The 23062-nt window shown below is 65.2% G+C and carries 23 protein-coding genes; 15 read left to right on the top strand and 8 right to left on the bottom strand.

Annotated features, from left to right (window positions below; all coding sequences use genetic code 11):
• Positions 1-273, bottom strand: coding sequence for a helix-turn-helix transcriptional regulator (locus EV641_RS13625; protein WP_054713112.1), 273 nt, complete (start codon positions 271-273; stop codon positions 1-3).
• 195 nt (positions 274-468) lie between these two features.
• On the opposite strand from EV641_RS13625, the gene EV641_RS13620 reads away from it, so the two are divergent.
• The 4 genes from EV641_RS13620 to EV641_RS13605 all read left to right on the top strand — a co-directional run bounded on the left by EV641_RS13620 (position 469) and on the right by EV641_RS13605 (position 5902).
• On the top strand, positions 469-1521 hold the full coding sequence (locus EV641_RS13620; RefSeq protein WP_132472298.1) for an iron ABC transporter substrate-binding protein: 1053 nt from the start codon (positions 469-471) through the stop codon (positions 1519-1521).
• 76 nt (positions 1522-1597) lie between these two features.
• A complete protein-coding gene (locus tag EV641_RS13615; protein WP_054713110.1) occupies positions 1598-3076 on the top strand; it encodes an iron ABC transporter permease in 1479 nt (492 codons plus the stop codon).
• Entirely contained in the window at positions 3073-4137 is a 1065-nt protein-coding gene (locus EV641_RS13610; protein ID WP_132472296.1) for an ABC transporter ATP-binding protein, read from the top strand. Before EV641_RS13615 ends, EV641_RS13610 begins: the two co-directional genes overlap by 4 nt.
• A 226-nt stretch (positions 4138-4363) precedes the next feature.
• Complete coding sequence (locus EV641_RS13605; protein ID WP_054713115.1) at positions 4364-5902, top strand: acyl-CoA synthetase; 1539 nt, start codon at positions 4364-4366, stop codon at positions 5900-5902.
• Here the strand turns inward: EV641_RS13605 and EV641_RS13600 are convergent.
• Together EV641_RS13600 and EV641_RS13595 are read right to left on the bottom strand one after the other, a co-directional pair.
• Positions 5889-6263, bottom strand: a complete 375-nt coding sequence (locus tag EV641_RS13600) for an RNA-binding S4 domain-containing protein (RefSeq protein ID WP_054713109.1) — start codon at positions 6261-6263, stop codon at positions 5889-5891. The genes EV641_RS13605 and EV641_RS13600 overlap by 14 nt on opposite strands.
• Positions 6264-7901 (bottom strand): ABC-F family ATP-binding cassette domain-containing protein, encoded by a 1638-nt coding sequence (locus EV641_RS13595; RefSeq protein WP_132472294.1) that lies wholly within the window; start codon positions 7899-7901, stop codon positions 6264-6266.
• A 55-nt stretch (positions 7902-7956) separates the two neighbouring features.
• Between EV641_RS13595 and EV641_RS13590 the strand changes: the two genes are divergently transcribed.
• Positions 7957-8466 carry a pyridoxamine 5'-phosphate oxidase family protein gene (locus tag EV641_RS13590; protein WP_054713108.1) on the top strand — a complete coding sequence of 170 codons (510 nt, stop codon included), beginning with the start codon at positions 7957-7959 and terminating at the stop codon, positions 8464-8466.
• A gap of 4 nt (positions 8467-8470) precedes the next feature.
• On the opposite strand, the gene EV641_RS13585 is transcribed toward EV641_RS13590, so the two are convergent.
• On the bottom strand, positions 8471-9115 hold the full coding sequence (locus EV641_RS13585) for an NAD(P)H-dependent oxidoreductase (protein WP_132472292.1): 645 nt from the start codon (positions 9113-9115) through the stop codon (positions 8471-8473).
• A 225-nt stretch (positions 9116-9340) separates the two neighbouring features.
• On the opposite strand from EV641_RS13585, the gene EV641_RS13580 reads away from it, so the two are divergent.
• The 3 genes from EV641_RS13580 (at position 9341) to EV641_RS13570 (ending at position 11527) form a co-directional block, all read left to right on the top strand.
• A complete protein-coding gene (locus tag EV641_RS13580) occupies positions 9341-10510 on the top strand; it encodes an LLM class flavin-dependent oxidoreductase (RefSeq protein ID WP_054713107.1) in 1170 nt (389 codons plus the stop codon).
• A gap of 2 nt (positions 10511-10512) precedes the next feature.
• The gene (locus tag EV641_RS13575) at positions 10513-10926 is read left to right on the top strand and encodes an SRPBCC family protein (RefSeq protein ID WP_054713106.1); all 414 of its coding nucleotides are present in this window, start codon (positions 10513-10515) and stop codon (positions 10924-10926) included.
• Between the two features lie 64 nt (positions 10927-10990).
• The gene (locus tag EV641_RS13570; protein WP_199233243.1) at positions 10991-11527 is read left to right on the top strand and encodes a flavin reductase family protein; all 537 of its coding nucleotides are present in this window, start codon (positions 10991-10993) and stop codon (positions 11525-11527) included.
• A 132-nt stretch (positions 11528-11659) separates the two neighbouring features.
• Here the strand turns inward: EV641_RS13570 and EV641_RS13565 are convergent, their stop codons facing one another.
• Positions 11660-12463: a LuxR C-terminal-related transcriptional regulator gene (locus tag EV641_RS13565; RefSeq protein WP_054713105.1), complete on the bottom strand. Its 804-nt coding sequence runs from the start codon at positions 12461-12463 to the stop codon at positions 11660-11662.
• Positions 12464-12734: 271 nt separating this feature from the next.
• On the opposite strand from EV641_RS13565, the gene EV641_RS13560 reads away from it, so the two are divergent.
• Entirely contained in the window at positions 12735-14399 is a 1665-nt protein-coding gene (locus EV641_RS13560) for an AMP-binding protein (protein WP_132472290.1), read from the top strand.
• A gap of 15 nt (positions 14400-14414) precedes the next feature.
• On the opposite strand, the gene EV641_RS13555 is transcribed toward EV641_RS13560, so the two are convergent.
• The 3 genes from EV641_RS13555 to EV641_RS13545 form a co-directional block, all read right to left on the bottom strand.
• On the bottom strand, positions 14415-15743 hold the full coding sequence (locus EV641_RS13555; RefSeq protein WP_132472288.1) for an MFS transporter: 1329 nt from the start codon (positions 15741-15743) through the stop codon (positions 14415-14417).
• A gap of 128 nt (positions 15744-15871) precedes the next feature.
• On the bottom strand, positions 15872-16966 hold the full coding sequence (locus EV641_RS13550) for a trypsin-like peptidase domain-containing protein (protein WP_132472286.1): 1095 nt from the start codon (positions 16964-16966) through the stop codon (positions 15872-15874).
• A complete protein-coding gene (locus EV641_RS13545) occupies positions 16963-18072 on the bottom strand; it encodes an NAD(P)-binding domain-containing protein (RefSeq protein ID WP_132472284.1) in 1110 nt (369 codons plus the stop codon). The genes EV641_RS13550 and EV641_RS13545 overlap by 4 nt, the downstream gene beginning before the upstream one ends.
• A 173-nt stretch (positions 18073-18245) precedes the next feature.
• Here EV641_RS13545 and EV641_RS13540 point away from each other — a divergent pair, with 173 nt between their 5' ends.
• The 6 genes from EV641_RS13540 (at position 18246) to EV641_RS13515 (ending at position 23025) form a co-directional block, all read left to right on the top strand.
• A complete protein-coding gene (locus tag EV641_RS13540) occupies positions 18246-19133 on the top strand; it encodes an SPFH domain-containing protein (protein ID WP_054715185.1) in 888 nt (295 codons plus the stop codon).
• Between the two features lie 9 nt (positions 19134-19142).
• A complete protein-coding gene (locus EV641_RS13535; protein ID WP_132472282.1) occupies positions 19143-19346 on the top strand; it encodes a hypothetical protein in 204 nt (67 codons plus the stop codon).
• Between the two features lie 124 nt (positions 19347-19470).
• Positions 19471-20112 carry an ABC transporter permease gene (locus tag EV641_RS13530; RefSeq protein ID WP_132472280.1) on the top strand — a complete coding sequence of 214 codons (642 nt, stop codon included), beginning with the start codon at positions 19471-19473 and terminating at the stop codon, positions 20110-20112.
• Positions 20112-21314 (top strand): ABC transporter ATP-binding protein, encoded by a 1203-nt coding sequence (locus EV641_RS13525; RefSeq protein WP_054715184.1) that lies wholly within the window; start codon positions 20112-20114, stop codon positions 21312-21314. The genes EV641_RS13530 and EV641_RS13525 overlap by 1 nt, the downstream gene beginning before the upstream one ends.
• A complete protein-coding gene (locus EV641_RS13520; RefSeq protein WP_054715174.1) occupies positions 21311-22048 on the top strand; it encodes an ABC transporter permease in 738 nt (245 codons plus the stop codon). Before EV641_RS13525 ends, EV641_RS13520 begins: the two co-directional genes overlap by 4 nt.
• Positions 22045-23025: a glycine betaine ABC transporter substrate-binding protein gene (locus EV641_RS13515; RefSeq protein ID WP_132472278.1), complete on the top strand. Its 981-nt coding sequence runs from the start codon at positions 22045-22047 to the stop codon at positions 23023-23025. The genes EV641_RS13520 and EV641_RS13515 overlap by 4 nt, the downstream gene beginning before the upstream one ends.
• Positions 23026-23062: the final 37 nt, after the last annotated feature.

Genomic DNA, 23062 nt, shown 5'->3' with positions numbered 1-23062 from the left:
TCAGGCCTCCTTCCGGGGCTTGTAGAGCTCGGTCGACAAGGGGGTGAATTCGGTGCGGGAGAAGACGGCCTCCACCGGGAGTGAGAACACGTCGCAGATGCGAAACGCGAGGTCGAGACTCGGGTAGTGGTTGCCGCGTTCGAGCGCGCCCACGGTCTGTGGGTTCACCTCGATGAGCTCGGCGAGCTGTGCACGACTCATGCCACGCTCCGCGCGCAGGACGCGGATGCGGTTGAAGATGGGGAGCGTTTCCCCACGACGTACCGGACTCATGGAACAAAGTGTTGTGAAAACACAACGATTTGTCAACAGGGGTATCGAATCGGTCGGGCTGCCCAAACTTGAGGGTCACATCGAGGGCCGCTCGTCGAGGGGGCGGGCAAGCAAAAATTCAGGCAAGCCTATGCAAAGTACGTTACATTTGTTCCGAATATCCCCTTCCGGACCACTCGGACAACTGGAGCGCAGATGTCACTTATTCGCAGAATGAGCGTGCTGTCCTGCAGCGCCGCGTTGACCGTGGGGTTGGTCGCGTGCGGCTCCTCCGACAACACCGACGAGTCCACCACCGACACCGACCAGGCATCCGCGTCGACGCTCGTCGTCTACTCGGGGCGCGACGAGGATCTCATCGATCCGTTGATCGAGCAGATCGGCGAAGAGGTCGACGCCACCATCGAGGTCGACTACTCCGGTAACACCAATGCGCAGGCAGCGAAGATTCTCGAAGAAGGCACCGCATCTCCCGCAGATGTGTTCATCGGCCAGGACGCTGGTGCCTTGGGCGCGCTCGACGCGGCCGGGACGCTGGCGCCGCTTCCCGACGACATTCTTGCCCTCGTTCCTGAGCGGTATCGCGGCGCCGACGGTACCTGGGTGGCCACGTCCGCCCGTGCCCGTGTGCTGGCCTACAACTCGGACCTGGTTGCAGCGGAGGATCTTCCGGACGGCATCGACGGCCTGCTCGACCCGCGCTGGAGCGGACAGATCGGCTATGCGCCGACCAACGCATCATTCCAGGCGTTCGTGACTGCGCTGCGCGTACAGCGGGGTGAGGACGCAGCCCGTCAATGGTTGGAAGCATTCCTCGCCAACGACCCGGTTGCGTTCGAGGGCAACGGCCCGCTCTTGGTGGCAGTCAACGACGGGCAGGTCGCGACCGGGCTGACCAACCACTACTACTGGTACCCATTCGTCGACGAGCACGGCAACGATGCACCGGTGCAGTTGCACTACTTCGCGCCGGGCGATCCGGGCGCGCTGGTGAACGTCGCAGGCGCCGGCATCGTCGCGACCTCCGACAACACGGCGGCGGCCGAGGACTTCCTGCGAGCGCTGCTGTCCGTGGACGCACAGACATACTTCGCGAACGAGACGGCCGAGTATCCGGTGATCGCCGGGGTGGTCTCCGAGTACGACCTGCCGCCGCTGGACGAGCTGGGGGCGTCGGACATGGATCTGGGCCGGCTGTCGTCACTGGAGCAGACCCAGGCTCTTCTCACCGAGGTGGGGATGATCTAGCTTGATCGGATCTCCGCGTGGCCGCCCCGTACTGGGGGCGGCCGCGTCGGCTGTCGCTCTACTGGCCCTGGCGCCACTGTGCTATTTGGTGATCCGGGCATTCGACGGCGGCACAGAGAAGGCGTGGGGGTTGCTGTTCCGGCAGCGAACCCTCGACCTGATGTTGCGCAGTATCGCGCTCACTGTCGTCGTGGCGGTTTCCTGCGTGGTGCTCGGGGTGGGTCTTGCGTGGTTGACGACGCGCACCGACCTACCGTTGCGCCGGTTCTTCGGAGTCTGCCTCACGATTCCACTTGCCATTCCCTCGTACGTGGCGGGATACACATGGATATCCCAGTTTCCTTCCCTGGCGGGATTTGCCGGAGCTGCGCTGGTCCTCACCGCGTCGTCCTTCCCCCTGGTCATGCTCCCGGTGTCTGCAGCTCTGGCATCCGCCGATCCCGGGATGTCCGAGGTGGCGCGCACGCTGGGGCGCAGCGAGATGTGGACGGTGCTGACCGTGGAGTTACGACGTGTCGCTCCGGTTGCTGCTGCAGGGGCACTGCTCGCCGCGCTCTACACACTCAGCGACTTCGGGGCTGTGGCCCTGATGAGATACGAGGCGTTCACCCTCGGGATCTACAACGCGTACCGGGGCGGATTCGACCGCACCGCCGCCGCGATCCTGGGGTTGGTTCTCGTGGTGCTTGCGCTGGTGTGCACCTTGATCGAACGGTGGGTGCGGCGCGGCGCGACCGCCCGGATCGGCTCGGGGACGCCGCGTCGTGCCGAACCGGTTCGGCTGGGATGGTGGAGGATTCCCGCATCGATGTGTGCAATCGGTGTTCTGACGATGTCGGTGCTGGTGCCGCTCGCGGGCCTGATGCGCTGGCTGGCACGTTCGGTTCGATTCACCATCGACTGGTCCGACGTACTCGCCACCACGGTCAAGACGGTGGAACTGTCTGCGACGGCGGCTGTCGTCGTGACCGTGCTGGCATTCCCGGTCGCGTTGTTCGCGGCGCGATCGTCGTCCTCCGCGGCGCGGATGGCCGAGATCTCGACGTATGTCGCGCATGGTCTTCCGGGAATCACCGTCGGTCTTGCCGTCGTTTTTCTGGGGATACGATTCCTGCCCTCGATCTATCAGACAACTACCTTGCTGATCGTGGCGTACGTCGTGTTGTTCCTTCCCCTTGCCGTGGGAAGCACCCGGTCGGCGATCGATGCTTCTCCGCTGGTGCTCGAAGATGTCTCACGCGTCCTAGGATCCGGGAGAGTGCGGACCGACCTTCGGGTGACGATCCCCATTGCTCTGCCTGCCGTCACTGCCGGCGCGGCGCTGGTGTTTCTCACTGTGGCAAAGGAACTGCCGGCGACTCTGATGCTTCGCCCGAGAGGAGTGGACACGTTGGCGACCGAACTGTGGTCGACCGCCCAGGTGTTCAAGTACGGCGAGGCAGCACCGTACGCGCTCGCTCTGATCCTGGTGTCGGCGCTCCCGACGTTTGTACTGGGCAGAGTGCTCAGGGGAAACTCGGTCGGCGGGCGGACCGTAACGGGAGTAGGGACATGAAGTCGTTGTCGGTGGAAGGGGTGGGTGCGGCCTACGGCAGCACACGAGTCCTCGACGATATTTCGTTCCACGTCGACCGGGGTGAGATGCTCGCCGTGCTCGGTCCGTCCGGGTGCGGCAAGACCACCCTCCTGCGCTCGATCGCAGGGCTGCACCGGATCGATACCGGCTCGATCATGCTGGGGGAACAGCTGATCGATCAACCACCGCGCGTGTACCTTCCACCCGAGCATCGGAGGATCGGGTTGATGCCTCAGGAGGGTGGCCTGTTCCCGCACCTGAGTGTCGGACGGAACGTCGGTTTCGGGCTGGTGCGCCCGTCGCTGCGGTCGATGTTCGGGGACCGCAAGGCGCGGCGTGCACGGGTGGAGGAATTGCTCGAGTTGGTGGGGCTCGCACATACGATCGACGCGCGACCGCGCGAGCTGTCCGGCGGACAGCAGCAGCGCGTCGCGCTCGCACGTGCTCTTGCGCCGAGACCGACGGTGCTGCTCATGGACGAGCCGTTCGCCGCACTCGATGCCGGGCTGCGAACGAGCATCCGCTCGGAGGTACGGGCGATGCTGCGTGAGCAGAAGGTCGCTTCGATCCTGGTTACCCACGATCAGGCGGAGGCGATGGGATCCGCCGACCGGGTTGCGGTTCTGCTGGCGGGGCGGTGCGCGCAGATCGGAGAACCCGAGCATGTGTACCGCGCACCGGTCACACGCGAGGTCGCTGCGTTCGTCGGTGAAGCCCAGTTCGTTGCCGCGGCGCGCACCGGGTCACATGCAGAGACCGTGTTCGGAAAGGTTGCGGTGCTCGGAGAGGGCCACGGTTGTGGAGAGATCCTGATCAGGCCGGAGCAGGTGAGGTTGGTGTCCGCGCCGGACGGACAATTCCAGGTGGGTGAGGTCCAGTTCTCCGGACCCGAGTCGATTGTGACCGTGCATCATCGCGAGTCGGAGATCAGTGTGCGGGCGTCCGTGCGTGGTGAGGTGCCCTACGGGATCGGGTCGATCGTTCGAGCGGAAGTCGCGCAACCGCTGGCGTTCTTCGATTCCCCATCGACGACCCTGTGACCGCACATCTTCGGCACAAGCCCGGGTCGTTCACGGCCGGGAGGAAGTCAAAAATCCACATCGTCGCTTAGGGAATATCTATGGCCGGGTCCTTTCGGGAGCCGTTCGGCTCTCATACGCTGACGGTGTTCTCGAAGTGGCATCCGGCATGCCGTCGTGACATGCGGTCGAGGTGAACCGACTGAAGAATCTCGGCCCGTTTTCGCGGAATCAGAGGAGCAATCGGATGTATCCAGGCAAGTACGCTGCCGAGGCCCCGCACCGACCGGCGGTAGTCGAAGCTGCCACCGGGCGAATACTGACCTATCGAGATCTCGAGGATCGGTCGGTGCAGTTCGCGTACTGGCTGCATGAGCAAGGTGTCATGCCTGGAGACCACATCGCAGTGCTGACGGTCAACGATGCCACAGCATTGGAAGTCTACTGGGGTGCAGTCCGTTCCGGACTGTACGTAACGTTCGTCAACACGCACCTGACACCTGCGGAGACCGCGTACATCGTCGACGACTGCGACGCGAGCATCCTCGTTGTCTCGGCCCCGCTCGCCGCTCTGGCCGAGGCTATCGCTGATTCGACCCCGAAGGTGCGCGTCCGAGTTGCGTTCGGCGGCGACGTGCCCGGACATGTGGACTATCGCACGGCCATCGCGACGATGCCGACTGCACCGCCCGACGATCAGCCGCGCGGAACCGACATGCTGTACTCCTCGGGAACTACGGGACGTCCCAAGGGAATCCGTCCATATTTGGCCGGTACGCAGATTTGGGAAGACTCCGGCAATCACGCTGTCCGTACCCTGCGCTCGTACGGGTTCGAGGAGAACTCGGTGTACTTCTCACCCGCACCGATCTACCACGCTGCACCCCTGCGCTACGCTGCCGCCGCCATCGCCCTCGGCGGTACCGTCGTCATGGCGTCGAAATTCGATGCCGAGGCGACCCTCGGATACCTGCAGCGGTACCGGGTGACGCACAGTCAATGGGTACCCACGCATTTCGTTCGTTTCATGAAGCTTCCCGCAGAAGTCCGGTCGAGGCATGACATGTCGTCGATGCAAGCGGCCTTCCATGCCGCAGCGCCGTGTCCGGTCGAGGTGAAGCGCGCAATGATCGACTGGTGGGGCGAGGTGATCTACGAGTATTACTCGTCCACCGAATCGCCTGGCAGCACCACCATCACACCGCAGCAGTGGCTACGCAAACCGGGTAGCGTGGGTCGTGCCGCAGGGGGATCCGTTGTGCACATCTGCGGCGACGACGGTACCGAACTTCCCGCAGGCGAGGTCGGGCAGATCTACTTCGAGCGACCCGGCAGCGAATTCGAATACTACAATGATCCAGACAAGACCGCCGAGTCGCGCCACCCCGATCGGCCCGGCTGGTCCACCACCGGCGATCTCGGCTATCTGGACGACGACGGATACTTGTTTCTCACCGGCCGAAAGAAGTTCACGATCGTCTCCGGCGGCGTCAACATCTATCCCGAGGAGATCGAGGCCGCGCTCACGGTGCATCCGAAGGTCTTCGACGTCGCCGTCGTCGGTGTTCCCGACGACGAGATGGGTGAGTCGGTCAAGGCTGTGGTGCAGTTGATGCCCGGACTCGATGCGGATGAGGCCCTCGCCTCCGAGCTGATCGAGTACTGCCGTTCCAGAGTTGCCCGATACAAGTGCCCGCGTAGCGTGCAGTTCACGACGGAGTTGCCGCGCACTGCGACCGGCAAACTGCTCAAGGGCGCTCTGTTGGACGCTTCTAGTCCTCGTTGAAGCCGCGAAGTCGATCCATCTCGCGCCGCTCCTTCTTGGTCGGCCGTCCCGCGCCGCGGTCGCGGCGCGGGATCGAGGCCAGCACTTCCTTCGGAGGCGGCGGAGGGCTGTGATCGATGTACGCCGTCGCCGCGATCGCTGCGCCCACCCGCTTGTTCACGAGCTGCGCGACCTCGACGATCTTCTCCGACCCGTGCACGCGGACCCGCACCTCGGTGCCGATCGTGACGGGTGTCGACGGTTTCGCGGTCACCCCGTCGACCCGGACATGCCCGCCCCGGCACGCACTCGCCGCGGCCGATCGGGTCTTGAACAACCGCACCGACCACGTCCAGCTGTCCACCCGAACACTTCCGCCCATCTACAGCAACTCCTCGCTCAGTTCTCCGCTTCCCAGCCTCCACCTGCGCGTCGCGCGGGTGGTATCCAGCATGCGACGGTCGTGCGTCACCAGCAGCAGCGTCCCGTCGAAACTCTCGATGGCCTCCTCGAGCTGTTCGATCGCGGGTAGGTCGAGATGGTTGGTGGGTTCGTCGAGGACCAGCAGATTCACCCCGCGCGCTTGCAGTAACGCCAGCCCCGCACGGGTTCGTTCACCCGGCGACAGCGATGCGGCTGGTCGCAGGACGTGGTGACCCTTGAGGGCGAACTTCGCGAGCAGCGTCCGCACGTCGGCGTCCGGCCACTCGGGTACCTGCCTGCCGAACGCCTCGAAGAGCGGCTCATCTCCCTCGAAAAGCGCTCGTGCCTGGTCTATTTCACCGACGAGGACACCGGAACCGAGGGAGGCGCGCCCTGAATCCGGTGTGAGGGTGCCGAGGAGCATGCGGAGCAGGGTCGTCTTCCCGGCACCGTTCGGGCCGGTGACGATGATCCGATCGCCCCACTCGACCTGCGTGGTGACAGGGCCGAGCGAGAACCCCCCGCGTGTCACGACCGCGCCGTCGAGCGACGCGACCAGCGTGCCGCTGCGCGGTGCCGCAGCGATCGACATGCGTAGTTCCCATTCCTTGCGGGGTTCCTCGACCACCTCGAGACGCTCGATCCGCCGCTGGGTCTGCCGGGCCTTCGCCGCCTGCTTCTCGGTGGATTCGGCACGGACCTTCCGCCCGGCCTTGTCGTTGTCCTTCGACTTGCGGCGCGCGTTGCGCACACCGTGTTCGAGCCAATTGCGTTGCATCTGCGCGCGATCCTCGAGCGCCGACTTGGTGTCGGCGTACTCGTCGTACTGTTCGCGGGCGTGTCGACGCGCGACGTCGCGCTCGACGAGATACGCCTCGTAACCCCCGTCGTACACCGAGATCTGCTGCTGTACAGGATCGAGTTCGACGATTCCTGTCACCGTCCGAGCCAGGAACTCTCGATCGTGACTGATGACCATCAGCGCGATGCGGGTGTCGGCGACGAACCGTTCGAGCTGTTCGAGCCCGGCCAGATCCAGATCGTTCGTCGGCTCGTCGAGGAGCAGCACGTCGTACCGCGACAGCAAGAGCGCTGCCAGGCCGGCACGGGCAGCCTGCCCACCCGACAGCCCTTCCATCGGAGCATCGAGACCCACGTCGAGGCCGAGATCAGCGACGACCTTCTCGGCTCGTTCCGCCAGATCGGCACCGCCGAGCGCAAGCCACCGTTCGAGCGCAGGAGTGTAGTCGTCGACGTCGGAGACCCCCAGCGCTTCGGCCGCCGTGTTCATGACGTGTTCGGCGTCGGCGACGCCGGTGCGGCGCCCCAGGAAACCGAGGATCGTTTCGCCGGGAACGCGCTCGGGTTCCTGCGCGAGGTACCCGATCGTCGCATCGGGAGGGCTCGAGGTGACGGTGCCGGTGACGTCGGCGCTGCCCGTACCTGCGAGGGTCGTGAGCAGGGTCGACTTGCCGGCGCCGTTGGCACCCACCAGGCCGATCACATCGCCGGGCGCGACCGTCAGGTCCAGCCCGTCGAACAGAGTGCGTTCGCCGCGGGAGGCCGACAGGTCGCTGATATGTAGGGTTGCGCTCACCCCACGATTATCGCCGTCGCGATGAGTTCGCCGTCCGCCGCGGGTCGATATCGGTATGACCACAGCTGCAGTGACCACCACGATCGACGCCCGTTACGGCGAACCTGGCGCCGAACCCATGTCGTGGCCCGAGACCGAGGCCCTGTTCGCGTCGGCGCCGTTGTACTGGGTGAGCACCATACATACGACCGGTCGGCCACACGTCGCGCCCCTTGTGGGCGTCTGGCACGACGATGCCTTCCACCTGACGGTCGGCCCGGGTGAACAGAAGGCCCTCAACCTGGTGCGGGATCCCCGCATCGCAGTCACCACCGGACGCAACGATTGGGATTCGGGCACCGACGTGGTGCTCGAAGGGGCAGCCCACCGCGTAACCGACCACGACGCACTCACCGCGATCGCTGCCGCGTACTTCGGCAAATACGGCGACGCATGGCGCTTCGAGGTCGGCGAGGGAGGCTTCGGTATCGCCGACGAGTTCGCCTGGGTGTTTCGGATCCCGCCTCGCAAGGTGCTGGTCTTCGCCAAGCAGCCGCACGGTCAGACGACGCACCGATTCGGGTAGCCGGTCAGGAACCCAGCTTCGTCGCGAGGGCACGCACCATGTCCTGCGCGGCGGCGAGACTCTCCGCGGCCTGCCCGGCGAGCGGTGCCAACGGTGGAATTCTCTCGGCAAGGGTGAGTTCCGCTGTCACGACCGACACCGACATGCCGAGCGAGGTGCCCAGTGTCTGCTGGAGCGGCGGGATCACCGAGTCGGTTCCTTCGCCCGGCGTGCCGGGCGCATAGGTGTTGCCGCGACTCGACACGATCACCACCGGTTTGCCGGCGAACGGTCTATCCGGAGTGTCGAACGGCACGGTGGTGCCGAGCACGTGGATGTAGTCGATCCAGGCCTTGAGAGTCGACGGCAGCGACCAGTTGTACATCGGTGCACCGACGACGAGGACGTCCGCGTTCGTGACCTCGGCGATCAACTCCGCCTGCAATGCCTCGGCATCGGGATCCGGCCGCTCTGTGCTGGTGCGCAGTCGCGCTGCGTAATGCAGGCCGGCGTCGGGTAGGTGGGGCAGCGGTGAGCGGTGCAGATCCCGGACGAGCACTGTGTGCTCGTCGCCGAGTGAGCGCCAGGTGTCGGCGAACAGACCGGTCAGGCTTCGGGATACGGAGTTCTGCAGGTCGGCGGACGAATCGAGCTGCAACAGATGGGGCACGGCGTCTCCCGGTTCCGGCGGTGATGTCGATCGGAAGCCTACTGCGTGGCGCCGAGATCATCCGATGTCCATCGTGGCTGCCCTTCGTTCGCGGTGGAGTGGGGATGCCGTCCGAGCCGGAAATCTGCTGCCTCCAGGTGTCTACTTTCGCGGACTACTCAGCCTGTGTTCCAGGTCATAGCGTTCCTTCTGAACTACTCGCGTCACAGTCATAGGGAGCGTCACATGAGCAGGTTGAAATTCGGTACCTTCCTCGCCCCGATCCACCAGCCGGGGCAGAATCCCACGCTGCTGCTTCAGCGCGATCTGGAATTGGTGGAATATCTCGAGCAATTGGGATACGACGAGGCGTGGTTCGGCGAACACCACTCTGCAGGCGCCGAAATCTATGCCTCACCCGAGATCATGATCGCGGCTGCCGGCGAGCGCACCAACCGGATCAAGCTCGGCACCGGAGTCACCTCGGTGTCGTATCACAACCCGTTGTGGGCGGCCGAACGAATGGTCATGCTCGACCACTTGACGCGGGGTCGCGTGCTGTTCGGGCTGGGGCCGGGCTCGTTGCCCACAGATGCTGCCATGCTCGGTCTGTCGCAGATCGACACCCGGGAGTTGTTGGCGGAGAACACCGACATCATCATGCGGCTGCTCCGAGGCGAGACCGTCACGGCCAAGACCCGGACCCACGAACTCTTCGATGCGAAGATCCAGATGGCGCCCTACTCGGAGCCGCTGTTCGACGTCGTGGTGGCGGCGATCGCATCTCCGACCGGTGCACGGCTCGCGGGCAAGTACGGAATCGGCCTGCTCTCGATTGCCGCAACACTGACGGCCGACGGATTCAGTGCCTTGCAGCATCATTGGGGAATGCTCGAGGAGTTCGCCGCGCTGTCCGGGCGAAGCGACGAAGTCGATCGATCGACGTGGCGCCTGGTGGGACCATTCCACCTCGCAGAAACCAAGGAACAGGCATACCGGGACGTCGAGCACGGCATCGAATACTGGTTCAACTACCTCCAGCATGTGGCCGCCTTCCCTCAGATGGACGTGCGCGGCACGAACAAGCACGAGATGATCGACTTCATCAACACCTCGGGCATCGGTGTCATCGGTACCGCGGAGGAAGCACGCGAGCAGGTGCAGCGTCTGATCGATCAATCCGGCGGATTCGGCACGCTGCTGCTCCAAGGGCACGACTGGGCGAACCCGCAGGCCACACGTCGCTCGTACGAGTTGTTTGCCCAAGATGTCATGCCGCACTTCCAGGGGCAGGCGCAGCCGATGATCGATGCGGCCGAACGCGCGCAGGCAGTTCGTGAGGGGCAGGCCGCCGAACATGTGAAGGCTGTCGAGCACATGACCAAGAAGTACGAAGCGGAGCTCGGGCGGGCGTGACGATGGCGAGTATCGAAGTACAGCGTGATTTCCCTGTATCTGCTGAGGCGGTGTGGAATTGGATCGGCAGCACCGGTGAGGTGGCCTCGTGGATCCCGGCCATCAGATCGTCTCGAATGGAAGGAAACGTACGGCACGTGGTGTTCACGGATGGAGAACCCGCACGCGAACGGATCGTCGAGTTCGACGACAGTGAGCGGAGTTACACCTACGAGTACATCGACGGCCCACTTCCCTTGCGCCACTACCGCTCGACGGTCGCGGTGGTCGAGACCGGCAGCCTCGGCTGCACGGTGCGCTGGGCGGCCGAATTCGGTGCCGAGTCCACCGATGTGGAGGCCGGCCTCGCTACGGCGATCGCGGGAATCTACTCCGACGCCCTCGGCGAGTTGAAGGCCAAGGTTGTCCCCGTCTGACGCCGCGGAGGTCGGTGCGGCCGTGTGTGCCGCACCGACCTCCGCGGGTATCGGAAGGAGCCGCATGAACATCCACCGCACAGCAGAGGATATCCACATCATCAACGCCGTCGACCCATCGGCTGTCCGCACTCGTTTTCGAGAGGTGTTGGCGCATTTCGGTTCCGGGGTCGTGGTCATCACCTCGATCGATTCTTCAGGGGCTCCGGTGGGAATGACCGTGGGATCCTTCACCTCGATCTCGATCGAGCCGCCGCTGGTCGGATTCTTTGCCGGACACAACTCGACCACTCTGCCGCACGTCCTGGGCAACAGTGAGTTCTGTGTCAACGTGCTGTCGGAGGATCAACACTCCCTGGCGCGTGTGTTCGCGCGCAGTGGTTCCGACAAGTTCGAGGGTGTCGACTGGACCCCCTCGATCAATGGATCACCACGGTTGGCCGGTGCACACGCCTGGATCGATTGCACCGTCGACGAGCATCGCGCGATCGGCGATCACCGATTTGTCGTCGGAGGAGTGGGCGCGCTGGTCGTTCCAGCCACGAGCGACCCGCTGGTTTTCCATCGGTCGCTGTTCCACGGGCTGCGGGCACACCGATGACCGCGGAGCCGACCGCTGCTCTCGGCCTGTCGCAGACGGTCGACGATCCCACGGATGCGCTGGGTACTGTGTGCAGGTGCGGGTGGACGCGGCACCGGGTCGGACGACTCGACTCGACCGGGGCATCTCATGTCACTTCGGGTGCGAGCCGTGAGGTCCCTGCCGCGTTGTGGCTTGCGACCGGTGGCCGCGACGTAGCACCGCGATGGCCAGTTCCGACCGATTGCGATGGCCCGTCGAGTCGAAGATCCGACTGATGTACTTCTTGACCGACAACTCGGACAGGACCAACCTCTCCGCGATCTCGGAATTGCTCAGTCCGTCGCTGACCAGTTCTGCGACCTCGAGTTGGCGCGGCGTGAGCCCCTTCAGTGGATCCACGGGTTGTTCGGCTGCCGCGACTGTCACTGTCCGCGTACGCAATTGCCGTGCGAGAACGCGCATCGCGACCAGATCGGACTCATCCCACGGACGGACCGTGCCGAACATGCCGATCAGGGCCTCACCATCGGCGAGTGGGAGGTGGAGCGCGGATGCGGTGTACATATCGTGGGGACGGAGATAGTCGACGACGTACGACCGCTGCGGCGACGGCAAGTGTGACAACTCATCGAGAGACGCGAATCCGGATGTGGTCAAGACTCGGCGGGACAACGGCAACGCGAAGATGTCCTTGTCGCGCCATCGGTCGTGGTAGGTGGGCAGCAGCGGTGAAGCAGCTCCGGTCAGCAGAGGCGCCGGATCATCGAAGATGTCCGGGAACGTCCTCCCGTGGAAGAACGTCACGTCGCGAACCCCGAAATACGTGGATATCGCATCGACCAGCCCTTCCTTGAAGGCGTGGCCGCCCCCGGATTCTTCGCACTGGTCGAGCACCGTCAGGATCCCGAGCATCTGTTTCCTGGACAGCTGGTCCTGCCACGCTCGGCGTTTCATCAACGATCCATTCTCCTGGCTCGAATGTGACCTACCTCATGTCGATCGTTGCGTGCCTAACGATCGATTGTCAACACATACGCGAGAGGAGGCTGTATCCATGCAGATCACAGGAAGAACTCGGGCAGAATGGTAGTAGTGGAGAACGAGCGTTCGGTTGTGACGATCTGTGATCGGCCAAGAGAGACGCTGCGCCGGCGTTCCGGGACTCCCAGAAAGAACTGCGCAGGTGACGAGCTTCGCGCAGCCGAGACGAAGAATGGTGGATCGAATGGACGCTGCTGTGCCCCCATGGACGAAGCACTACCCCGAATCCGTGTCACCCGGCCTGACCGGGGCCCATTCGTCGATGCTCGCCGCGTGGAACGAACACGTACACACCCGCCCGCATGACCCCGCGGTGCACTACTTCGACACCACACTGACATTCGCAGACATCGACCGAGCAGCAGACTCATTGGCCGTCGCACTGCACGACAACGGACTCGACGCGACCGATCGAGTTGCTCTCTACCTGCAGAACGACCCGCAGTGGCTGGTCTCGCTCCTGGCCGCATGGAAGCTGCGTGCCGTTCCCGTTGCCGTCAACCCGATGCTGCGAGCCGAGGAACTGCGCCATATCCTCACCGACTCCGGAGCCTCGACATTGATCTGCCTCGACAGCCTCTACGAGACGGTCGTCGCCGGCATCCGCGACGAGACGGCACTGCAGACCGTGATCACCACCCACCCCCTCGACATGACCCCGAACGCGACCATGCCGCCCGCCGTCGCACACCAGGTGCCGGCACGAACATCGTTCGCGGACACGCTGGACTGGCGCACCCTCACCCACGAGTACCGCGACCGCCGCCCGGAACCCGAGACCCCACGATCCAGTGATATCGCCGCGCTCACGTACACCTCCGGCACGACGGGACGTTCCAAGGGTGCGATGAACAGCCACAGCGCGATGGTGCACAGCTCCACCGTGTACTCGCGGTGGTGGGATCTGCAGCCCGAGCGTGATGTGATCATCGGTCTCGCACCGGTCTTCCACATCACCGGGCTCGTCGCCGGCTTCGGTGTGCACATCATCAGCGGCGCCCCGCTGGTGCTTCTGCACCGATTCGATGCCGAGGCGACCCTGCAGGCGATCGAGCGATGGCGAGGCACCTTCATGATCGGCGCCGGCACCGCTTTCATCGCCTTGACCGCCCACCCTGCCCTCGACGCCGTCGACGTCTCGTCCTTGACGAAGACCCCGTCGGGCGGCGCGCCGGTCGGCCAGGCCTTGGTGGAGCGGATCCGTGCCCGCGCGGGGTGGACATTGCGTGGTGCCTACGGCATGACCGAGACGACGTCTCCGACACACCTCGGACCCCCCGACATCGATCCGCCGACCGACCCGGACAGTGGTGCGCTGTCGGTCGGAGTTCCTGTTCCCGGCGCGCGGGTCCGGATCGTCGATCCGGTCAGCGGCCGAGATCTCGGCCCGGGCGAATCCGGTGAGATCGTCGTTGCCGGTCCGATGGTGGTACCCGGGTACTGGCGGCTGCCCGAGGAGTCCGCGCACGCGATCCGTGATGGCTGGTTGCACACGGGTGATCTCGGCAAGGTGACCGGCGAGGGGTGGCTGTTCGTGGTGGACCGGATCAAGGATCTGATCAATGCCGGCGGATACAAGGTGGTGCCGCGTGATGTCGAGGACGTGCTCTACCAGCACCCGGCCGTGCGGGAGGCCTCTGTCGTCGGAGTGCCGGACGAGTACCGCGGGGAGACGGTCAAGGCGTTCGTCTCGTTGGTGCCGAATGCGGCCGTGAGCTCCGAGGAGCTGATCGCCTATTGCCGGGATCGGATGGCGGCCTACAAGTATCCGCGATCGGTGGTGATTCTCGATGAGTTGCCCAAGAATGCCAGCGGCAAACTCCTCCGACGGGAATTGCGTCGTGGGTGAACAGAGCGGATGCAGCTAGCGGCGGGGGAGTGTCGGGTCCACCGGAACATCCAGCGGATTCTCGATCTCGTCGCGACGCATCCGCGCCACCACGATCGTGATCACCGCGGCGACGATGGGCAGCGTTCCTGCGAGCACGAATGTCGGCACCAGGCCCACTGCGAGCGCGATCGGACCGGCCACCGCCATCGAGAGCGGCATGAACACGAGCGAGACGAAGAAGTCCAGGCTCGAGACCCGTCCCAGCAGGTGCGCCGGCACGCGCCGCTGCAGGAGAGTGCCCCAGATCACCGTCGGCGCCGAGAACAGCACCCCCACGATGAACACCGCCACCACCATGACCGCGATCGACCCGGTCATGCCCACGGCCACCAACGGCACGGCGCCGAGACCCCACATCACCATCATCGTCGTCAGATACCGGCGAGGGAGGGACCAGGAGGCCATGGCCAGCGAACCCAACGCGCCGCCCACCCCGAATGCGGCCAGAACCAGCGCATGATCTCCGGCTCCGCCGCCGGGAATCGCCTTGATGGCGAACGGGATCAGAACTTCGATCGGACCCATCAGGACGAACGTGATCGCGGATCCGAACAGGAGAGTGGCGAGCAGCCACGGCGTGCGCACCATGTAACGGAAGCCGTCGGCGAGATCGATGGTGGCAGCACGCAAGGGGTGGAGCTCCTGATCCGTAGACAGGTCGCGCCGAAGCGGGGTCGGTCGCAACCTGAACAGGAACGCTGCGGTGACCGCTTCGAGGATCGCCACCAACGCGAGCGCCGCGGTGGGGGAGTACGACGCGATGGCCGCACCGGCAAACACCGGGCCCAGCCCTTGCATGAAGGCCGGACGGATCATCCCTTCGATTCCGTTGGCTGCCAGCAGGTCACCCGGCGGAACGATGGACGGAAGAAGTGCCGAATAGGCCGGATATTCGAATCCGTCCGCCATGCCCACCGCGAGTCCGATGAGCGCAAGATGCCAGAACTCGATGCGGTCGGTCCAGGCCAGCGTGGTGGCGACGACCACCATGACTGCCTTCACGGTGAACACCGAGATCAGAATCTTGCGCTGTGGCACACGGTCGGCCAGCACGCCGCCCGCGAGGCTCGTGAGCACGATCCCCAGTGCTGGGCCGACGGCCACCAGCGACAGTTGTGCGGGCCCACCGCCGATCTCGATGACCAGCCACACCAGAGCAATCAACCACATACCGGCGGCTATCAGGCCCAGCGACAGCGCAAGTGCCAGCACCCTGTACTGCGGGAACCGGAGCGGACGCACGGGGCCGCGAGCCCACCGTGGCTGCGGTAGGTCCGAGCGGTTCAGGGCGTCGTTGCGCATGATGATCTCTCCGCTGTCTCGTGTGTGCCGACGTGTCGAAGGGAATCATCCGACCTCGAGTCGACTGGAGGTCAAGTGTCCTCGGACCTCTCGACGTCGGGCAAACGATTTTCGACGGGAACGCCGCGTCAGCGGACAGGTCCCGACTCGAGCGTCAGGTCGGTGGAGCCCGTAACTCCCGCCTCGTCGATCCATTCGACACGCACCCGATCGCCCGGCCGATGTCGGCGCAGAGCTTCCTCGAGATCGTTGGTGGAGGAGACCGGAGCGCCGTCGAAAACGACTATCACAAAGCCTGTTTCGAGACCGGCACGGTAGGCGGGAGAGCCGTACGAGACCCACAACACCTCGGCGCCCCGATCGCCGCCGTCGGAGCGGGCGGTGGTGACGCTGACGCCGAGGTGCGGGGTGGGGCCCACATGGACGGTGTCGGAACCGACCCCGCTGCGCACCTGTTCGAGCACGTCGAGGGCTTCGCCGATCGGCACCGCGTACGCCTCGGGTGGCTCGTCGCTGGTGTCGATCCCGATGGTTTCCGTCTGGTCGCGGTAGACCGAACCTGCGGTGTTGACTCCGACCACCACACCGAACGCGTCGACGAGTGGTCCACCGGAATCGCCGGGCCGGATTGCCGCGTCGGTCTGGAGCATGCCGGTGAGCCGGTGGCGCGATCCGTCGGTCGAATCACGCACCACCACGTTGCGGTCGTGGGCGACGACGGTGCCCGGTGCTGCGACGACCACGCCGCCGCCGTCGGCATTACCGAAGGCGGTGACGAGGGATCCGACTTCCGGTGGTGTGTCGGCGAGGGTGGCGACCGGCAGGTCGTGTGCCGCGCCGAGTTGCAGGACCGCGATGTCTCGGGTGGGGTCGTAGCCGGTGACGGCGACGTCGTAGATCAGTCCGGTCGCGGGACTGACGGCGGTGATCTCGGTGGCGCCACTCACCACGTGATGATTGGTCAGCGTCACGCCGTCGGGTGTGAGGACGATGCCCGTGCCCGCGACCCCGCTCCACCCGCGGCGCGCGTCGATGTTGACCACCACCGACTCGGTCCGGTTGGCGAGCTCTTCGAACGACAGAGGAGACGGGGACGGTGGTGCGGGTGCTGCGACGGGCGCGGGAGGAGGTGTTCCGACCTCGACGACGGCGGGTGCGCTCACGAGGAGACTCGCGGTGGCGGCGAGCGCCACCAGCAGCGTCGAGCCACTGCGCCCCGTCACGTCGCGTGAGCCTCCGCCTCCAGGTGGTCGACGAGTTCACGTGCCGCCGCGCGCCCTGCACGGTTGGCGCCGATGGTGGACGCCGACGGGCCGTAGCCGACCAGGTGGATTCGGGGATCATTCTCGACCTGGGTCGCGAGTCGCCCGGTCAACGTGATCCCGCCGCCCGGGTTACGCAGGTCCAGCGGCGCGAGGTGGTCGAGGGAGCTGCGAAATCCTGTGCACCACAGAATGACATCGACGTCGAGCTGTGACCCGTCGGGCCACTGCACGCCGGTCTCGGTGATCTCCGAGAATATGGGCCGACGCTCGAGGACGCCGCGCTCGCGGGCGGCCCGGATCGCCGGGGTCACGGGCAGTCCGGTGACGGAGACGACGGAGCCGGGCGGCATGCCTCGTCGCACGCGGTCCTCGACCAGCGCCACCGCGGCCCGTCCGATCTCGGAGCTGAATTCCTCGGTGCACCAAGCTGGTTCGCGACGGGTGGTCCAAGTGGTTCTCGTGACGCGGGAGATCTCGTCGAGTAGCTGCACCGCCGAGATGCCCCCGCCGACGACCAGGACGTGTTTGCCGACGAATTCGTCGGCGGAACGATAATCCTTGGTGTGGAGCTGACGCCCGCGGAAGCGGGTGGCTCCGGGATACCACGGGACGAAGGGATGTTCCCAGGTTCCGGTGGCGTTGATGATGCCCCGGGCGGTGTAGATCCCGGAGTCGGTTTCGATGCGCAGGTGATCGCCGCGATCGCAGACCACCGTAACCCGGACCGGACGGTGGACCGGCAGCTCGAACCGCTCCTCGTAGTCCGCGTAGTACTCCGGCACCGCCGTGGACGCGGGGACGAGGCCGGTGTCGGAACCGACGATGTCCTCGAACGACGACCCGGGTAGATCGTGGACGCCGTTGACGGTACTCAACGTCAGCGACGGCCATCGGTGCTGCCACGCTCCGCCGGGTCCGTATGAGCGATCCAGGACGACGAAGCCCGTTTCGGGTCGGACACCGAATCGACGCAGGTAGTACGCGGACGACAGCCCGGCCTGCCCGGCGCCGATCACGACGACGTCGACGGCCTTCGTGTCGGCCGCGGTGGCCTCCAGCGTCATCGAACCCCTCCCGGTCGGTTCTCGTGCATCCAATGATGCCCCGCGACGCGGGGGCGTGTGCGGCAACTGTGCAGGGGAGACGGGCCGGTGTCCGGAACGTCGCGTTCGTGCTCGTGCGCCTGCCATTAATGTGATATCACTTTAATATCTTCAAGGTATCGGAAGGGAACGTCATGGACACACCGGACACATTCACAGTCGAGCGACCGGGCCGCTCGTCCAACGGCTGGGCCGTGCTCGTCGCGGGCCTCGTCGTCGACCTCGTCGCGATCGGACTGATCGCGTGGGGCGCGATCGAGATCAACGTTCCCCTGATCGTCATCGGCGCGGTGATCTTCGTGGTCGCAACCGTGCTCCTCGCGGGCCTGGTGCTGGTGGAACCCAACGAGGCTCGCGTGCTGCAGTTGCTGGGAGGGTCGTATTCGGGAACATTGCGCGAACCCGGTCTGCGATGGATGAACCCGCTCAACTCGCGCCGCAAGATCACCACCCGCATCCGCAACCACGAAACGGGCAGGGCGAAAGTCAACGACGCCGACGGCAACCCGATCGAGATCTCCGCGATCATCGTGTGGCAGGTGGAGGACACCGCTCGCGCAGTGTTCGATGTCGACGACTTCGAGGAATTCGTCGCGGTCCAGACCGAGGCCGCCGTTCGTCACATCGCAGGCAGCTACCCGTACGACGGGCCGCAGGCAGTGATGTCGTTGCGCCAGAATGCCGACGAGATCACCACCAAGTTGTCGGACGAGGTCCACGATCGTGTGCAGTCGGCGGGGGTCCGAATCATCGAGACCCGCATCAACCAGCTCGCGTACGCACCCGAGATCGCGCAGGCCATGCTGCGTCGCCAGCAGGCCGGCGCGGTGATCGCCGCACGCGAACAGATCGTCCAGGGCGCCGTGTCGATGGTCGGAACCGCCCTCGCGCGGCTCGAAGCCGAGCACACTGTCGAACTCGACGAGGAACGCAAGGCCGCGATGGTCTCCAACCTGCTCGTCGTGCTCTGCGGCGACCAGAGCGCTCAACCGGTTCTCAACACTGGCTCGCTCTACCAATAGGACGACGGCATGGCCGAACGTAAGAAGGTGCTGCTTCGGCTCGACCCCGCGGTTCACGACGCGCTCGCGCGGTGGGCCTCGGACGAGCTGCGCAGCACCAACGCACAGATCGAGTTCGTTCTCCGTCGGGCCCTGACCGAAGCTGGGCGAATGCCTCGCGATGCGGGGCGGATCCGCAAGCCCGGTCGTCCACGTGCCGCTCAGGACGAGTGACTCGGGGCGACTGGGAGAACATCTCGAACTGCTCACGTGTGCGCATCGTTGCGATTAGCTTTGTGCAGATGACCGCTCATCGACACGACGAGACGGCGTCGACACGACGACGAAGAGGGTTGCCGTGAGTCTGTGGGGCTATATACAGGGACGTGAGGAGACCTTGTTGTTCCTGACCTACCAACATGCCTCCCTCGCGTTCCAGACGGTCCTCGTCGGCAGCGTCGTTGCATTGGCGATCGGCGTTGCTGTCTATCGCCTCCCCGTGTTGTCCTCACTCACGCTCACCGGCAGCCGTGTGGCGCTGACCATCCCGTCGCTCGCCCTGCTCGCGCTGTTGATCATTCCGTTCGGGCTCGGCGTCACCCCCTCGTTCGTGATGCTCGCCTTCTTCGCGGCGATGCCGGTGATCGGCAGTTCCGTCGTCGGGTTGCGGTCGGTGTCGCCGGCGGTGGTCGAATCGGCACGGGGGATCGGCCTTGCACGATGGCGGATACTCGCCTTCGTCGAACTGCCGATCGCATGGCCGGTCATCCTCAGCGGAATCCGCGTCTCGACCCAGATGGTCGTCGGTGTCGCGGCGATCGTCGCCTATGTGCTCGGGCCGGGACTGGGTTCGCTGATCTTCAACGGACTGGCTCGTCTCGGCGGAACCAACGCCGTGGAAATGGCACTGACCGGGACCATCCTCGTCGTCCTCGTGGCCCTGGTTTTCGACGCACTGCTCGTACTGCTCGGGCGCCTGACCATTCCGAAGGGACTCTGATGGCGGATCAGCGCATCACCGGCACTTCGATACGCCTCGACGGCGTGGTCAAACGCTATCGCGGACAGGAGAAGCCTGCCGTCGAACGGCTCGACCTCGACATCGTGGCCGGCGACATCGTCGCCTTCGTCGGGCCGTCGGGATGTGGGAAGACCACCACCCTGAAAATGATCAACCGGCTGATCGAACCCACCGAGGGCCGCATTCTCATCGGCGACCGCGACGTCACCGACGAGAATCCCGACCGGCTCCGGCAGTCGATCGGCTACGTGATCCAATCGGGCGGCCTCTTTCCACACTGGTCCGTCGCGAAGAACATCGGCGCGATCCCTCGGGTCCTCGGCTGGAGTCGCGCAAAGATTGCTGAACGCACCGAGTATCTCCTCGAACTCGTCGGCCTCGATCCGGGCACCTATGCCGACCGGCTCCCCAGAGACATGTCCGGCGGGCAGCAACAGCGTGTCGGTGTGGCCCGGGCGCTCGCCGCAGACCCGCCTGTGCTGTTGATGGATGAGCCGTTCGGGGCGGTCGACCCGCTCACCCGGGTCCGCCTGCAGGACAGCCTCCTGTCCATCCAACAGGAGCTGGGGAAGACGATCGTCCTGGTCACGCACGATTTCCAGGAAGCGACGAAACTCGGCGACAAGGTGCTCATCCTGTCCGAGGGCGGCCGCATCGAGCAGTACGCGACACCCGCGGAGATCCTCGCGAACCCTGCCACCCCCTTCGTCGAGGAGTTCGTCGGGTCCGGCGCCACTCTCGCGCAGCTCACACTCACGAGGGTGCGCGATGTCGACTACGAACAGGTGGTCACCGCGTCCGTCGGGGAGAACGCAGGGGAAGTGGCGGCTCGTGCCCGCGCTGCAGGTCACGATTGGATCGTGGTCGTCGACGGACGAGGCAGACCGCGTGCGTGGCCCACTCTCGCCGAGATCGCCACGAAACCGCAGATTTCCGACTACATCGACGCGAGACTTCCGGTGGTCAGCGAATCGTCGACGCTCAACGATGCGCTCGACTCGATGCTCGCTGCCAGTCAGGGCGGAGTCCTCGTCACCGACGGTCGCGGAGTGATGCGGGGAGCGCTGCGAATAGACACGGTGATGGCGGTGATTCGCGCGCACACGGCGGAGGTGAGATCGGACGACGAGGAGCCCTCGTACGTCTCGCACGAAGAGGACCAGCAGCGGGAGGATTCGTGATCTCCGCGCGACGCGTGCCGGTGGACGTCTGGTTCGAGCCACTGATCATCGTCGTGGTCGGTGCCGGTTACCTGTTCTGGTACCTGACGTCGTCGTTCACCGAAACCGAACAGGCGGCGCTGGGGTGGGACAACCTGAGCGCGACCATCGTCGACCACATCGTGCTGACGGTGGTGGCGGCGATCATCGTGATCGTGATCGCCGTGCCCCTCGGGATCCTGTTGAGCCGCGACTCGATGCGGTGGCTCAACCCGTTCGTCGTCAATGCGGCGAACGTCGGACAGGCCGCCCCGGCAGTGGGATTGCTCGTCCTGTTCACGATGTGGCTCGGCACCGGATTCCGGACCGCGGTGATCGGTCTCGTCGTGTACGCGATTCTTCCGATCCTCCAGAACACGATCGTCGGTCTGCGTCAGGTGGATCGGCGGGTGATCGAGGCGGCACGAGGCATCGGTTTCTCCAGCGCGCGCACCCTGGTGCGCGTCGAGATGCCGCTCGCAGTCCCGATCATTCTCAACGGTATTCGGACGGCGCTGGTCATCCTGGTCGGAACGGCGACGCTGAGCACCTTCATCGGGGCAGCGAGCCTGGGAACACTGATCACCACGGGGGTCACGCTCTTCCTTCCCGCTCTGCTCGTCTCGGGCGCGATCCTCGTGGCACTGCTGGCGCTCATCATCGATTGGCTGGGCCGGCTCGTCGAGTTCGCCGCGACACCGCGAGGCCTCTCGTGACCCGGACCCGGCTCGTTGCGCACGTGCTCGTCGCCGTGGTCTGCGCGGTGACTCTGGCCGCCTGCGGCCTGGTCAGCTCTTCGGGCACGTTCCGGAAAGCTGCCCTTCCGGACGGGAGTGAGCCCTTGGCCGGAGTGTCGCTGGTCGTCTCGTCGAAGAGTTTCACGGAGGGCGTCATCCTCGGAAAGATCACGGCCACCTACCTTGCCGCGGCCGGCGCGGACGTTTCCGACCTCACGGGTGCACCAGGATCGGCATCGTCGCGTCAGGCGCTGCTGAACGGCGACGTCGACATCGTCTGGGAGTACACGGGTACCGGATGGGTGAACTATCACGGAGAGACCGAGACGATCGCCGATCCGGACGAACTCTGGGAGCGGGTCCGCGAGATCGAGAAACAGGAATACGACCTCGAATGGCTGCCGCCCGCGAACTTCGACAATACGTACGCGTTCGCTGCTTCCTCCCCGACCGCGGAGCGACTCGGTGTGCAGCGCCTCGAAGACATCGCGAGCCTTCCGGTCGGGGAGCGCACGTTCTGCGTGGACGACGAGTTCTTCAGCCGCCCGGATGGTTTCGTTCCGATGCTCGAGACATACGGGATTCCGTTCAACGATCCGAACGGTGTTCCCGCCGGAAACGTGACCAGGATGGACACGGGCGTGATCTACACGTCCACCGCGTCGGGCGAGCCCTGTAATTTCGGGATGGTCTACACCACCGACGGCCGCGTGCGGAACCTCGGCCTCGTCGTCCTCGAGGACAACCGAAGTTTCTTCCTTCCCTACAGCGGGACCGCGGTGGTCCGTGGAGAGGTATTGGCAGCGCATCCGGAGATCGCCGAACTCCTGGGCACGCTCTCGGCGCGATTGACCGAGGACGTGATGCAGGACCTCAACGCCCGTGTCGACATCGAGGGGCAGGAGCCGTCGGAGGTCGCGTACGAGTGGTTGATCTCCGAGGGGCTCGTTTCCTAGAACGAACGGCGCGAACGTAATCGGACCGGTGAAATTC

The organism is Rhodococcus sp. SMB37 (assembly GCF_004345605.1).
Classification (GTDB): Bacteria; Actinomycetota; Actinomycetes; order Mycobacteriales; family Mycobacteriaceae; genus Rhodococcus.
Note: the sequence above shows the minus strand (reverse complement) of the source record. Positions and strands in the feature narration are given on the sequence as shown.

What these genes read in the sequence shown, in the direction of transcription:
- EV641_RS13555 (WP_132472288.1), bottom strand. Translation starts at nt 15,743, where the DNA reads ATGCGCAACGACGCCCTGAACCGCTCGGACCTACCGCAGCCACGGTGG.
- EV641_RS13610 (WP_132472296.1), top strand. Translation starts at nt 3,073, where the DNA reads ATGAAGTCGTTGTCGGTGGAAGGGGTGGGTGCGGCCTACGGCAGCACA.
- EV641_RS13560 (WP_132472290.1), top strand. Translation starts at nt 12,735, where the DNA reads ATGGACGCTGCTGTGCCCCCATGGACGAAGCACTACCCCGAATCCGTG.
- EV641_RS13570 (WP_199233243.1), top strand. Translation starts at nt 10,991, where the DNA reads ATGAACATCCACCGCACAGCAGAGGATATCCACATCATCAACGCCGTC.
- EV641_RS13590 (WP_054713108.1), top strand. Translation starts at nt 7,957, where the DNA reads ATGACCACAGCTGCAGTGACCACCACGATCGACGCCCGTTACGGCGAA.
- EV641_RS13565 (WP_054713105.1), bottom strand. Translation starts at nt 12,463, where the DNA reads ATGAAACGCCGAGCGTGGCAGGACCAGCTGTCCAGGAAACAGATGCTC.
- EV641_RS13600 (WP_054713109.1), bottom strand. Translation starts at nt 6,263, where the DNA reads ATGGGCGGAAGTGTTCGGGTGGACAGCTGGACGTGGTCGGTGCGGTTG.
- EV641_RS13605 (WP_054713115.1), top strand. Translation starts at nt 4,364, where the DNA reads ATGTATCCAGGCAAGTACGCTGCCGAGGCCCCGCACCGACCGGCGGTA.
- EV641_RS13575 (WP_054713106.1), top strand. Translation starts at nt 10,513, where the DNA reads ATGGCGAGTATCGAAGTACAGCGTGATTTCCCTGTATCTGCTGAGGCG.
- EV641_RS13545 (WP_132472284.1), bottom strand. Translation starts at nt 18,072, where the DNA reads ATGACGCTGGAGGCCACCGCGGCCGACACGAAGGCCGTCGACGTCGTC.
- EV641_RS13535 (WP_132472282.1), top strand. Translation starts at nt 19,143, where the DNA reads ATGGCCGAACGTAAGAAGGTGCTGCTTCGGCTCGACCCCGCGGTTCAC.
- EV641_RS13625 (WP_054713112.1), bottom strand. Translation starts at nt 273, where the DNA reads ATGAGTCCGGTACGTCGTGGGGAAACGCTCCCCATCTTCAACCGCATC.
- EV641_RS13540 (WP_054715185.1), top strand. Translation starts at nt 18,246, where the DNA reads ATGGACACACCGGACACATTCACAGTCGAGCGACCGGGCCGCTCGTCC.
- EV641_RS13620 (WP_132472298.1), top strand. Translation starts at nt 469, where the DNA reads ATGTCACTTATTCGCAGAATGAGCGTGCTGTCCTGCAGCGCCGCGTTG.
- EV641_RS13580 (WP_054713107.1), top strand. Translation starts at nt 9,341, where the DNA reads ATGAGCAGGTTGAAATTCGGTACCTTCCTCGCCCCGATCCACCAGCCG.
- EV641_RS13525 (WP_054715184.1), top strand. Translation starts at nt 20,112, where the DNA reads ATGGCGGATCAGCGCATCACCGGCACTTCGATACGCCTCGACGGCGTG.